General features: G+C 66.2%; 11 protein-coding genes. 10 read left to right on the forward strand and 1 reads right to left on the reverse strand.

What is annotated here, in order from left to right; all coding sequences use genetic code 11:
• The first annotated feature begins 38 nt into the window (after positions 1 to 38).
• Genes PJW05_RS02610 through djlA form a run of 3 tightly spaced genes read left to right on the forward strand, consistent with a single transcriptional unit; the run spans position 39 to position 2501 of the window.
• The gene (locus PJW05_RS02610; protein WP_271410389.1) at positions 39 to 1064 is read left to right on the forward strand and encodes an aminoglycoside phosphotransferase family protein; all 1026 of its coding nucleotides are present in this window, start codon (positions 39 to 41) and stop codon (positions 1062 to 1064) included.
• Positions 1061 to 1732, forward strand: coding sequence for an N-acetylmuramate alpha-1-phosphate uridylyltransferase MurU (gene murU, locus PJW05_RS02615; RefSeq protein ID WP_271410390.1), 672 nt, complete (start codon positions 1061 to 1063; stop codon positions 1730 to 1732). The genes PJW05_RS02610 and murU overlap by 4 nt, the downstream gene beginning before the upstream one ends.
• Before the next feature lies 1 nt (position 1733).
• The gene (djlA, locus tag PJW05_RS02620; RefSeq protein ID WP_271410391.1) at positions 1734 to 2501 is read left to right on the forward strand and encodes a co-chaperone DjlA; all 768 of its coding nucleotides are present in this window, start codon (positions 1734 to 1736) and stop codon (positions 2499 to 2501) included.
• Positions 2502 to 2505: 4 nt separating this feature from the next.
• On the opposite strand, the gene PJW05_RS02625 is transcribed toward djlA, so the two are convergent.
• Positions 2506 to 3519: an alpha/beta hydrolase family protein gene (locus PJW05_RS02625; protein ID WP_271410392.1), complete on the reverse strand. Its 1014-nt coding sequence runs from the start codon at positions 3517 to 3519 to the stop codon at positions 2506 to 2508.
• A 136-nt stretch (positions 3520 to 3655) separates the two neighbouring features.
• Here PJW05_RS02625 and PJW05_RS02630 point away from each other — a divergent pair, with 136 nt between their 5' ends.
• The 7 genes from PJW05_RS02630 (at position 3656) to rpe (ending at position 12018) form a co-directional block, all read left to right on the forward strand.
• On the forward strand, positions 3656 to 6046 hold the full coding sequence (locus PJW05_RS02630) for a PAS domain-containing sensor histidine kinase (RefSeq protein ID WP_271410393.1): 2391 nt from the start codon (positions 3656 to 3658) through the stop codon (positions 6044 to 6046).
• Positions 6043 to 6672 (forward strand): response regulator, encoded by a 630-nt coding sequence (locus tag PJW05_RS02635; protein WP_271410394.1) that lies wholly within the window; start codon positions 6043 to 6045, stop codon positions 6670 to 6672. The genes PJW05_RS02630 and PJW05_RS02635 overlap by 4 nt, the downstream gene beginning before the upstream one ends.
• Positions 6673 to 6823: 151 nt before the next feature.
• The gene (locus PJW05_RS02640) at positions 6824 to 7933 is read left to right on the forward strand and encodes an ABC transporter ATP-binding protein (RefSeq protein WP_271410395.1); all 1110 of its coding nucleotides are present in this window, start codon (positions 6824 to 6826) and stop codon (positions 7931 to 7933) included.
• A gap of 49 nt (positions 7934 to 7982) precedes the next feature.
• Positions 7983 to 9014 carry an ABC transporter substrate-binding protein gene (locus PJW05_RS02645; RefSeq protein ID WP_271410396.1) on the forward strand — a complete coding sequence of 344 codons (1032 nt, stop codon included), beginning with the start codon at positions 7983 to 7985 and terminating at the stop codon, positions 9012 to 9014.
• A 110-nt stretch (positions 9015 to 9124) separates the two neighbouring features.
• Positions 9125 to 10372 carry an ABC transporter permease gene (locus PJW05_RS02650; protein ID WP_271410397.1) on the forward strand — a complete coding sequence of 416 codons (1248 nt, stop codon included), beginning with the start codon at positions 9125 to 9127 and terminating at the stop codon, positions 10370 to 10372.
• A gap of 13 nt (positions 10373 to 10385) precedes the next feature.
• Complete coding sequence (locus PJW05_RS02655; protein WP_271410398.1) at positions 10386 to 11213, forward strand: ABC transporter permease; 828 nt, start codon at positions 10386 to 10388, stop codon at positions 11211 to 11213.
• A 136-nt stretch (positions 11214 to 11349) separates the two neighbouring features.
• Positions 11350 to 12018, forward strand: a complete 669-nt coding sequence (gene rpe / locus PJW05_RS02660; RefSeq protein ID WP_271410399.1) for a ribulose-phosphate 3-epimerase — start codon at positions 11350 to 11352, stop codon at positions 12016 to 12018.

Raw genomic sequence — 12018 nt, forward strand, 5'->3', positions numbered from 1 at the left:
TGACCCGCACAACGGCTAGCGCCGCCGGAGACCACCCGATGCATCACGAAGACCTGCGCCTTCAGCAGCTGAGCCAATGGCTGGACCAGCAGTTGCCCACCCTGTTCACTGCCCAAGGCTGGGGCACCGTGCCTGCTGCCAGGCTGATTCCAGCCAGTAGCGACGCCAGCTTTCGCCGGTACTTTCGCTGGGAAGCCGAAGACCGCACCCTGATCCTGATGGACGCCCCGCCGCCCCGCGAAGACTGCCGCCCCTTCGTCAAGGTGGCGGGCATGCTCGCCGAAGCCGGCGTGCATGTGCCGCGCATCCTGGCGGCCGATGTGGAACAGGGCTTCCTGATTCTTGACGACCTGGGACGCCAGACTTACCTCGACGTCATCGATGCCGACAACGCCGACCCGCTGTTCGACGACGCCCTCAAGGCCCTGCTGACGTTCCAGAAGCGCAGCCTCGACGTACCCCTGCCGAGCTATGACGACGCCCTGCTGCGTCGCGAGTTGCAGCTCTTTCCCGAGTGGTACCTGCAGCGCCATCTCGGCATCGAGCTGGGGGGCGAGCGCCTGGCCGCCTGGCAGCGCATCTGCGACCTGCTGATCGGCAGCGCCCTGGCCCAGCCCCAGGTGCTGGTGCACCGCGACTACATGCCACGCAACCTGATGCTGAGTTCGCCGAACCCCGGCGTGCTGGATTTCCAGGATGCGGTTTACGGCCCGGTCACCTATGACGTGACCTGCCTGTTCAAGGACGCCTTCCTCAGTTGGCCCGAGGAGCGCGTGAGCGGTTGGCTGGAACGCTACTGGGGTTTGGCCCGCGAAGCCGGAATTCCGGTGCAGGCCGATTTCGCCGAATTCCGCCGCGCCAGCGATCTGATGGGGGTACAACGGCACCTCAAGGTCATCGGCATCTTCGCGCGCATCTGCCACCGCGACGGCAAGCCGAAGTACCTGGGCGATGTGCCGCGCTTCTTTGCCTATATAAAGGCAGTGATCGAGCGCCGGCCCGAGCTCGCCGAACTGGGTGAGTTGCTCGCCGGGCTGCCGCAGGACGAGGCCGCCCGCCCATGAAGGCCATGATCCTTGCCGCGGGCAAGGGCGAACGCATGCGCCCCCTGACCTTGCATACCCCCAAACCGCTGGTGCGCGCCGCCGGTACGCCGCTGATCGAGTTCCATCTCCGTGCCCTCGCGCGGGCCGGTTTCAGCGAGCTGGTGATCAACCACGCCTGGCTCGGCCAGCAGATCGAGGACTACCTGGGCGATGGCGCGCGATTCGGTCTGTCCATTCGTTACTCCGCCGAAGGTGAGCCGCTGGAAACCGGCGGCGGTATCTTCCGCGCCTTGCCGTTGCTGGGGGACGAGCCTTTCCTGGTGGTCAACGGCGATGTCTGGACCGACTTCGATTTCAGCCGACTGCGCCAGCCACTGGCGGGCCTCGCCCATCTGGTGCTGGTGGACAACCCGACGCATCATCCGCACGGCGACTTCCATCTGGCCGACGGCCGGGTCAGTGATGCGCACAAGGGTGAGCCATGCCTTACCTACAGCGGCATCGCCGTACTCCATCCGCGCCTGTTCGAGGGCTGTGAGGCGGGCGCCTTCAAGCTGGCGCCGTTGTTGCGCCAGGCCATGGCGGCGGGGCAGGTGAGTGGTGAGCACCATGCCGGGCGCTGGGTGGATGTCGGCACCCACGAACGCCTGGCGGACGTCGAGCGTCTGCTGGCGGTGGGGGCCTGAATTGGTCTGGCCGGCTACCCTGATCGGCGTCGCCGCGGGCTTCGCGCTGGCCAGCATTCCGGGTGCCTTGCTCGGCGGCTTGCTGGGGCACGTGCTTGACCGGCGCCTGCGGCTGGATTCCTGGAGCGCCCTGCGGGCCCATATGCGAGGCTCTTCCGCCATCGAACCGCAGGACCTGCTGTTCGTTCTTCTTGGCCGGCTGGCCAAGAGCGACGGTCGCGTGCAGGAGGCCCATATCCAGCAAGCGCGATCCGAGATGAAGCGCATGGGGCTGGATGAGGCCGGTACTCGTCGTGCCATTGCCGCCTTCCAGCGAGGCAAAGCCGGTGGCGACAACCTGCAGCCCTGCCTGCGCAGGCTGAGGGACGAGCGGCCGGCGGCTGAACGCCTGCTGCGCAGTTGCTGGCAGATGGCGGCAGCGGATGGCCGGATCGGTCCGCACGAACGCAAGCTCATCCTGCAATGGGGGCACTGGCTGGGGTTTGCCGCATCCCGGGTGGAGGCCCTTGGTGCTGGCTACGACACGCCTCGGGGGCTGCCGTCCAAACCGGGCAACAGCTACAAGGATGCGCTGACCCTGCTGGGCGTGACCGCCGATTGCGAGCCGGCGGTGATCAAGCGTGCCTACCGTCGCCTGCTCAGCCAGAACCACCCCGACAAGCTTGCGGGTTCAGGCGCCAGTCCGGCCGTGGTCCGCGCCGCCACCGACCGAACTCGCGAGTTGCACAGTGCCTACAACCTGATCCGCGAACGCCACGGCTTTCGCTGACGCTTCAATCGTCCTTCGGTGTCGCGCCGCCTTGCGCCTCCAGGTGCAGGCTGAGCCAGCCGCGTATGCGCCGGATCAACTGTTCCTGTTCGGTGGCGGGATCGGCCGGCAGGCCCTTCATGGCGATCTGGATGTAGGCCGGGTGCTTCTGGCGCTTGCTGGCATGCAGGCGGCGCAGGGCGGCGTCGCGGTCGGCCGGCTGGTCCTTGTAGTAGAAGTCGCCGGTGGCCAGCTTCAGCGCGGGCAGCGATTCCTCCAGCGGCGGTTCATAGCCGGCGGGCAACTCGGCGGCGACCAGCAGCAGGTTGCGCACGTCCTGCGGTTCCTGGGTGGCGAGGAACTGCGTCGCCCAGTAGGCGCCGGTGCCATGGCCCAGCAGCACAATGGATTTCGGTTGCTGCTCGCGGGCGAACGCCAGTGCCGCTTCGATGCGCGCGAACACCCGCTCGGTCTGGGTTTTCTGGATGGCGTCGCGGGACAGCGGCGGCGGCGCCGGGTCGGTACTGGGTTCGGCGCTGCCGGCCTGTTCGGTGGTGGACGGACCTTCTTCCTCGGCCTTTTCCGGGCTGACCGCGGGTTCGGCCTTGGTTGCTTCCTCGGCCTTCGGTGGCCGGGGCGGCGGCGGGTCGCCGCTTGGATCAGGCAAGGTCAGGGCCAGCGTGCTCCAGCCGGCGTTCGGCAAGCGTCGCCGCAGCGGGCCTACGGCTTCCGGCCAGTCGGCGGTTTCGCCGTCGCCGGGGAGGAGGATCACCAGGCCTTTGGGGGTGCCGACATTGGCGGGTTGCCAGAGCGCGAGGACAGGTTCCGTGCCGGCCTTGAGCTGCTGTTGTGCCCGCTGGGGGAGCTGACGCTCCAGGCCGCTGGCCTCCTCTCGGCTGCGTTCTTCCAGGGGCGCGCGTTCCACCAGCGGTGCGTGCTCCCCGGGGGCCGTGGCCCCTTCCTCCGCCAGCAGGGCAGGGGAGGCGAGCAGCGGGGTGAGGCAAAGGGCCGCAAGGATTGGGCGAAAGGCGCGAAGCATCGGTGCTGGTCCTGGTCGAGCTGGGAAGCTGGAGCCTAATGGCTCGCCGGGTTTTTGTCAGGCCGAGCCTTCGCATGGTGCGCCGTGGCTGGAGTAAGGTATGTCGGCTGTTTCCCTCCGTTGCGGTTGGCTTTCGATGATCCGAGTGCTGCTTTCCCTGTTGTTCGCCGGTTGCCTGGCGCTACCCGTGCTGGCGGCGCCGCGCTCGCTGTCCCTGGACGAGGGGCAGCGGCAATGGCTCGACGAGCATGGCCAGCTGCGCGCGGGGGCCGTCCTGCAGGCGCCTTATGTCCAGTTGGACCGGCGCCTCCAGCAGTTGTCGGGGGCCAATGTCGAGCTGATGAACTGGCTGGCCAAGGCCATGGGCGTGGAACTGGTCTGGCGCACCTACGACAGCCTGGGCGAGTTGGAGCAGGCGCTGCGTGCCGGGCAGATCGACCTCGCTCCAGGGCTGGTGCAGACGCCTGCCGGCCTGCGCCTGTGGCTGTTCTCCGATCCCTACCTGCGTGTTTCACAGTTGCTGGTGGGCGAGCGAGAGGGCAGCGCGGCGGTGGACCTGGAGCAACTGGACGCCACCTCCCCGGTCGCCCTGCGCCAGCCCAGCGCGGTGGCCGACTACCTGCGCTCGACCTACTCCAATCTCAACCTCAAGCCCATGGCCAGCGAGCGCCAGGCCCTGCAGGCGCTGCTCGCCGAGCAGGTGCGCTATGCCGTGCTGGACGAGGCACAACTCAGCCGCCTGTCCCGCGAGCAGGAGTTCGCCGGGCTGGCGGTGGTGGGCGACATCGGCTTTTCCCAGCTGTTGCGTGTGGCTTCGCGGCGTGACTGGCCGGAGCTGGCGGCGATCATCGACATCGCTCTGCTCAGCCTGCCGCCGAAGGACCTCGACCAGCTTCGCGAGCGCTGGCTGCAACCCAAGTATCCGCGCCTGCGCGATTCCGCCAGCTTCTGGCGGAGCTTCAGCCTGTTGCTCGGCATGTTGCTGCTGGCGGCGGCGGCCATCATCACCTGGCTGCGGCGGCAGCGGAGCCGGCTGGAGCGGCAACTGCTCGATGCCCGTCACGCGCTGCAGCTTCGCGACGCCGCCGAGGAGGCCTTGCGCCTCACCCAGTTCTCCATCGACCACAGCACCCTTGGCATTCTCTGGGTGAACTGGGACAGCCACGTGCGCTACGCCAACCGCGCCGCCGAACAGATGCTCGGTTATGCACCGGACGGCCTGGCGGATCGCCCCCTGGCGGATGTTCAGCCGGAACTGGACATGGACCGCTGGCTCAACCTCTGGCGCCGCGCGCGCAACAGTGACGAAGGGCCGCTGAGCTTCGAGACCCGCTGCCGGCGCCTCGACGGCCGCTGGCTGCCGGCGGATGTGTCGCTGAGCTTCCTGCGTTTCGGCACTTCCGAGTACCTGGTGGTGTTCCTGGCCGATGCCACCGAGCGGCGTCGCGCCCGCGAGGCCCTGGAGGAAAGCGAGGCGCGGCTCAAGGGCATCGCCTCCAACGTACCCGGGCTGGTATTTCGCCTGGAGCGGCCGAGGGCCGGCGCGCCGACCGATTTCGCCTTCATCGGCGAAGGCAGCGAGGGGCTGGTGGGCTACAGCGCCAGCGAGCTGCTGAGCACCGGGCGCGGCATTCGCGGCCTGGTGCATCCGGACGATCGCGACGAGTACTGGGCAAGCCAGCTGCAGGCACTGGACGGCGAGCGCGATTGGCATTGGCAGGGGCGCATCCTTACCCGTGACGGCCAACTGCGCTGGGCGGACATCAAGGCAAGCGCGCGGCTCTTCGAAGACGGCCGCGCGGTCTGGGACGGCGTGGTCTGGGATATCACCGACAACAAGCAGATCGAGCTGGAGCTGGCCGCTTCCCGCGCGCAGTTGCGCGAGCTGGCGGCGCACCTGGAAAGCGTGCGGGAAGAAGAAAAGGCGCGTATCGCCCGCGAGGTGCACGACGAACTGGGCCAGGTGCTCACCGTGCTCAAACTGGAGACTTCCATGTGCGAACTGGCCTTCGCCGGCCTCGATGTCGGCCTGCGCGAGCGGCTGGAGAGCATGAAACGTCTGATCGCCCAGCTCTTCCAACTGGTGCGCGATGTGGCCACCGCGCTGCGACCGCCGATCCTCGATGCCGGTATCGCCTCGGCCATCGAATGGCAGGCCCGACGCTTCGAAGCACGCACCCAGATCCCCTGCCTGGTGGAGGTGCCCGAACAGCTTCCGCCGCTGTCCGACGCCAAGGCCGTGGGCCTGTTCCGGGTGCTGCAGGAGGCGCTGACCAACGTCATGCGCCATGCCGAGGCGCATACTGTGGACGTTCGCCTCTATGAAGAAGACGGCATGCTTTGCCTGCGCATCAGCGACGATGGACGCGGTTTCGATACCGGCGCCGGGCGTGGCAGTTCGTTCGGCCTGGTGGGCATGCGCGAACGTGTGCTGATGCTGGGCGGCAGCCTGCAGATCGACAGCCAGCCGGGGGAGGGCACCAGCCTTTGCGTGCGCGTGGCATTGGATAAGGAGAAAGTGGCGTGATCCGAGTACTGGTGGCCGAAGACCACACCATTGTCCGCGAGGGCATCAAGCAGCTCATCGGCCTGGCCAAGGACCTTTGCGTGGTTGGCGAGGCGGCCAACGGCGAGCAACTCCTGGAAACCCTGCGCCAGACACCCTGTGAAGTGGTGCTGCTGGACATTTCCATGCCCGGCGTCAACGGCCTCGAAGCCATTCCGCGCATCCGTGCCCTGAGCAATCCGCCGGCGGTGCTGGTGCTTTCCATGCACGACGAAGCGCAGATGGCCGCGCGGGCGCTGAAGATCGGCGCCGCCGGCTACGCCACCAAGGACAGCGATCCGGCGCTGCTGCTCACTGCCATCCGCAAGGTGGCCGCGGGCGGCCGCTACATCGACCCGGAGCTGGCCGACCGCATGGTGTTCGAGGTGGGGCTGACCGATGCCCGCCCCGCCCATACCCTGCTTTCAGAGCGGGAGTTTTCGGTGTTCGAGCGACTGGTGCGTGGCGATGGAGTGAACGAAATCGCCCAGCAACTGGCTGTGAGCAGCAAGACCGTGAGTACCCACAAGGCGCGTCTGATGCAGAAGCTTGGCCTGCACTCGGTGGCCGACCTGGTGAAGTACGCCGTGGAGCACAAGCTGCTTTGAATGTCTGATTGTTTCGCTATTGTTTGTAGGGCAATCCCTACAATTAATAGTCTCTAAGCCTTATAGCAATCTCTCATACCGCCCGATTTGCGTGCCTTGCCGCCTTCTCTAGGCTTTTGCCTACGGCAGACACAAAAACAAAGGTGCGGTTATGGCCGAGACACAAGGCAGCGACATCCTGGTCAGCTTTCGCGGCGTACAGAAGAGCTACGACGGCGAGACCCTGATCGTCAAAGACCTCAACCTGGACATTCGCAAAGGCGAATTCCTCACCCTGCTCGGGCCGTCCGGCTCCGGCAAGACCACCAGCCTGATGATGCTCGCCGGGTTCGAAACCCCCACCAGTGGCGAGATCCTCCTGGCCGGCCGCTCCATCAACAACGTTCCCCCGCACAAGCGCGACATCGGCATGGTGTTCCAGAACTACGCGCTGTTTCCGCACATGACGGTGGCCGAGAACCTGGCCTTCCCGCTGTCGGTGCGCGGCATGAGCAAGACCGACGCCAGCGAGCGGGTCAAGCGCGCGCTGTCCATGGTCCAGCTGGACGCCTTCCGCAACCGCTACCCCGGCCAGCTTTCCGGTGGCCAGCAGCAGCGTGTCGCCCTGGCCCGCGCGCTGGTGTTCGAACCCCAGCTGGTGCTGATGGACGAACCTCTCGGCGCCCTCGACAAACAGTTGCGCGAGCACATGCAGATGGAGATCAAGCACATCCATCAGCGCCTGGGTGTCACCGTGGTCTACGTCACCCACGACCAGGGCGAGGCCCTGACCATGTCGGACCGCGTGGCGGTGTTCCACCAGGGCGAGATCCAACAGATCGCCCCGCCGCGCGAGCTCTACGAGCTGCCGAAGAACACCTTCGTGGCCAACTTCATCGGCGAGAACAATCGCCTGACGGGGCAACTGGAAAGCCGTGAAGGCGACAGGTGCGTCGTGCGCCTGGCCCGTGGCGAGAAGGTCGAGGCCCTGGCGATCAGGGTCGGTCAACCGGGCGAGCCGGTGACCCTGTCGATCCGCCCGGAACGCGTGCGCCTCAATGGCCACAGTGAAAACTGCGTGAACCGCTTCTCCGGGCGCGTCGCCGAGTTCATCTACCTGGGCGACCACGTGCGCATTCGCATGGAGGTCTGCGGCAAGCCCGATTTCTTCGTCAAGCAACCCATTGCCGAGCTCGACCCCGCATTGGCGGTGGGCGATGTGGTGCCGCTCGGCTGGCAAGTGGAGCACGTCCGCGCACTGGACCCGCTGTTGGCGGAATGACGCGGCGGCGCCAAGGCATTAGCAACCCTGCACTGTGGAGAAAATAAAAATGTCGAAATCCCTGAAACTCACCGCCATCGCCCTCGGCATGGCCTGCGCCGCTCAGGCCCTGGCGGCAGACCTGACGGTGGTGTCCTTTGGCGGCGCCAACAAGAATGCGCAGGTCAAGGCGTTCTACGAGCCCTACCAGCAGAGCACTGGCAACAAAATCATCGCTGGCGAGTACAACGGCGAGATGGCCAAGGTGAAGGCCATGGTCGACACCAACAGCGTCTCCTGGAACCTGGTGGAGGTGGAGTCCCCCGAGCTGTCCCGCGGTTGTGACGAAGGCATGTTCGAGGAACTCGACCCCGCCCTGTTCGGCAAGGCCGAGGATTTCGTGCCCGGTGCCATCCAGCCTTGCGGCGTCGGCTTCTTCGTGTGGTCCACGGTGCTGGCCTACAACGCCGACAAGCTGAAAACCGCTCCCACCAGTTGGGCCGATTTCTGGGACGTGAAGACGTTCCCCGGCAAGCGCGGCCTGCGCAAGGGCGCCAAGTACACCCTGGAATTCGCCCTGATGGCCGACGGCGTCAAGCCGGCCGATGTCTATACCGTGCTCGCCACCAAGGAAGGCCAGGACCGCGCCTTCAAGAAGCTGGACGAGATCAAGCCGAGCATCCAGTGGTGGGAAGCCGGCGCGCAGCCGCCGCAGTTCCTGGCCTCCGGCGACGTGGTCATGAGCTCCGCCTACAACGGTCGCATCGCCGCCGTGCAGAAGGAGAGCAACCTTCAGGTGGTGTGGAACGGTGGCATCTACGACTTCGACTCCTGGGCCATCCCGAAGGGCGCCAAGGATGTCGACAAGGCCATGGAGTTCATCGCCTTCTCGGTCAAGCCCGAGCAGCAGAAGATCTACTCCGAGAACATCGCCTACGGTCCGGCCAATACCCAGGCCGTGTCGCTGCTGGACAAGGGCCTGCTGAAAGACATGCCGACCACGCCGGAGAACATCAAGGACCAGGTCGCCATGAATGTCACCTTCTGGGCCGACTACGGCGAGCAGCTGGAACAGCGCTTCAACGCCTGGGCAGCCAAGTAAGGCTGCGTGAATCCCCCTCTCCTTCCAGGAGAGGGGCTTGGGGGGGAGGGGCCCGCTCCTCACCCCGGCCTTCGGGCCGCAAGTCCTATCCTGTTCCAACGGAGTTCGCCATGGCCACTGCAGTGCCCCTGAACGAGGTCGCCGGCCCCAGCCTTAAGCAGCGCCTCGCCAAAGCCGAGCGGATGAACCGCCTGAAGTCCCAGGCGTTGATCCTGCCGCTGCTGATCTTCCTCCTGCTGACCTTCCTGGTGCCCATCTGCGCGCTGCTCTACAGGAGTGTGAACAACCCGGAAGTGGTCGGCTCCATGCCGCGAACCGTCGACGCCATCGCCGCCTGGGACGGCAAGGCGCTGCCCGCCGAGCCGGTGTACAAGGCCCTGGCCGAGGACCTCGCCGCGGCGCGCAAGAACCAGACCATCGGCGACCTTTCCAAGCGCCTGAACATGGAGCTGGCCGGCTACCGCAGCCTGATGGCCAAGACCGCCCGCGCCCTGCCGTTCAAGACCGAGCCGGCCGCCTACAAGGACGCGCTGGAGTCCCTGGATGAGCGCTGGGGCGACCCGGCTTACTGGCAGGTCATTCGCCGCAATACCAGCCACGTCACCCCCTATTACCTGCTGGCCGCCCTCGACCATCGCATCGATGACCTCGGCGAGCTGGCGCCGGCCACCCCGGACCAGGCCATCTACCTGGACATCTTCGCCCGCACCTTCTGGATGAGCGCGGTGATCACGGTGATCTGCCTGCTCCTGGCCTACCCGCTGGCCTACCTGCTGGCCAACCTGCCGACCCGGCAGGGCAACCTGTTGATGATTCTGGTGCTGCTGCCGTTCTGGACCTCCATCCTGGTCCGGGTGGCGGCGTGGATCGTGCTGCTGCAGTCCGGCGGCCTGATCAACGGCGCCCTGATCAAACTGGGGCTGATCGACCAACCCCTGCAACTGGTGTTCAACCGTACCGGCGTCTACATCGCCATGGTGCACATCATGCTGCCGTTCATGATCCTGCCGATCTACAGCGTGATGAAGGGGATTTCCCCCAGCTACATGCGCGCGGCGATCTCCCTCGGCTGCCACCCGTTCGCCAGCTTCTGGAGGGTGTACTTCCCGCAGACCATGGCCGGCGTCGGCGCCGGTTGCCTGCTGGTGTTCATCCTGTCCATCGGCTACTACATCACCCCGGCGCTGCTGGGCAGCCCGAACGACCAGATGGTCAGTTACTTCGTCGCCTTCTTCACCAACACCACCATCAACTGGGGCATGGCCACGGCCCTGGGCGGCATGCTGCTGTTCGCCACCCTGGTGCTGTACGTCGTCTACACCTGGCTGGTGGGCGCCGGCCGCCTGCGTCTTGGCTGAGGAGAACAAGAAAATGCTGAGTCCCTACATGTCCCCGGTCGAACGCCTGTGGTTCTACAGCCTGCGCGGCCTCTGCGGCCTGGTGCTGCTGTTCCTGATCCTGCCGGTGCTGGTGATCATCCCGCTGTCGTTCAACTCCGGCACCTTCCTGGTTTACCCGCTGCAAGGCTTCTCCCTGCGCTGGTACGCCGACTTCTTCAATTCGGCGGAGTGGATGCGCTCGTTGACCAACAGCCTGATCGTCGCCCCGGCGGCTACCGTGCTGGCCATGGTCTTCGGCACCCTGGCGTCCATCGGCCTGACCCGTGGCGAGTTCCGCGGCAAGGCGCTGGTCATGAGCCTGCTGATCTCGCCGATGGTGGTGCCGGTGGTGATCATCGGTGTCGCCGCTTACCTGTTCTTCGCGCCGCTGGGCTTGGGCAACAGCTACATCTCGCTGATCCTGGTGCATGCCGTGCTCGGCGTGCCCTTCGTCATCATCACCGTGTCGGCGACCCTGCAGGGCTTCAACTACAACCTGGTGCGCGCCGCCGCCAGCCTGGGGGCGCCGCCGCTGACCGCGTTCTTCAAGGTGACCCTGCCGCTGATCGCGCCGGGGGTGATCTCGGGCGCGCTGTTCGCCTTTGCCACCTCGTTCGATGAGGTGGTGGTGACCCTATTCCTCGCCGGCCCCGAGCAGGCCACCCTGCCGCGGCAGATGTTCAGCGGTATCCGCGAGAACCTCAGCCCCACCATCGCCGCCGCCGCGACGTTGCTGATCGGCTTCTCGGTCGCCCTGCTGCTGGTGCTGGAGTGGCTGCGTGGCCGCAGCGAGCGCCTGCGCACGTCGATGCCCGAATAAGCCCCGCCCTTCCGCCCGCCCGCTCCCCGTGCGGGCGGGTTCTTTTTTCCCTTGCCCTCAGTCATCGGTCGAATCGCCGCGCGCTATCCATCCCGGCTACAATTCGCGCCACCGTGATTCTGCCCTGAGGTCAGCCATGCAGCCCTTCGCCATCGCACCGTCGATCCTTTCCGCCGATTTCGCCCGCCTGGGTGAGGAGGTGGAGAACGTTCTCGCCGCCGGCGCCGACATCGTTCACTTCGACGTGATGGACAACCACTACGTGCCCAACCTGACCATCGGCCCCATGGTCTGTTCGGCCTTGCGCAAGTACGGCATCACCGCGCCCATCGACGCGCACCTGATGGTCAAGCCGGTGGACCGCATCATCGGCGACTTCATCGAGGCTGGCGCCACCTACATCACCTTCCACCCGGAAGCCTCCGAGCACGTCGACCGCTCCCTGCAACTGATCCGCGACGGCGGCGCCAAGTCGGGCCTGGTGTTCAACCCGGCGACCCCGCTGGACGTGCTCAAGTACGTGATGGACAAGGTCGACATGATCCTGCTGATGAGCGTCAACCCCGGCTTCGGCGGGCAGAAGTTCATTCCAGGGACCCTCGACAAGCTGCGTGAGGCCCGTGCATTGATCGACGCCTCGGGCCGTGACATCCGTCTGGAGATCGATGGCGGCGTCAACGTGAAGAACATCCGCGAGATCGCCGCAGCCGGGGCCGACACCTTCGTCGCCGGGTCCGCCATCTTCAACGCGCCCGACTACGCCGAAGTCATCGCCGCCATGCGTGCCGAACTGGCCCTGGCCTGA

The organism is Pseudomonas sp. Q1-7, from assembly GCF_028010285.1.
In the GTDB taxonomy this organism is placed as follows: Bacteria; Pseudomonadota; Gammaproteobacteria; order Pseudomonadales; family Pseudomonadaceae; genus Metapseudomonas.

What these genes read in the sequence shown, in the direction of transcription:
- PJW05_RS02640 (WP_271410395.1), top strand. Translation starts at nt 6,824, where the DNA reads ATGGCCGAGACACAAGGCAGCGACATCCTGGTCAGCTTTCGCGGCGTA.
- PJW05_RS02655 (WP_271410398.1), top strand. Translation starts at nt 10,386, where the DNA reads ATGCTGAGTCCCTACATGTCCCCGGTCGAACGCCTGTGGTTCTACAGC.
- murU (WP_271410390.1), top strand. Translation starts at nt 1,061, where the DNA reads ATGAAGGCCATGATCCTTGCCGCGGGCAAGGGCGAACGCATGCGCCCC.
- rpe (WP_271410399.1), top strand. Translation starts at nt 11,350, where the DNA reads ATGCAGCCCTTCGCCATCGCACCGTCGATCCTTTCCGCCGATTTCGCC.
- PJW05_RS02610 (WP_271410389.1), top strand. Translation starts at nt 39, where the DNA reads ATGCATCACGAAGACCTGCGCCTTCAGCAGCTGAGCCAATGGCTGGAC.
- PJW05_RS02650 (WP_271410397.1), top strand. Translation starts at nt 9,125, where the DNA reads ATGGCCACTGCAGTGCCCCTGAACGAGGTCGCCGGCCCCAGCCTTAAG.
- PJW05_RS02645 (WP_271410396.1), top strand. Translation starts at nt 7,983, where the DNA reads ATGTCGAAATCCCTGAAACTCACCGCCATCGCCCTCGGCATGGCCTGC.
- PJW05_RS02630 (WP_271410393.1), top strand. Translation starts at nt 3,656, where the DNA reads ATGATCCGAGTGCTGCTTTCCCTGTTGTTCGCCGGTTGCCTGGCGCTA.
- PJW05_RS02625 (WP_271410392.1), bottom strand. Translation starts at nt 3,519, where the DNA reads ATGCTTCGCGCCTTTCGCCCAATCCTTGCGGCCCTTTGCCTCACCCCG.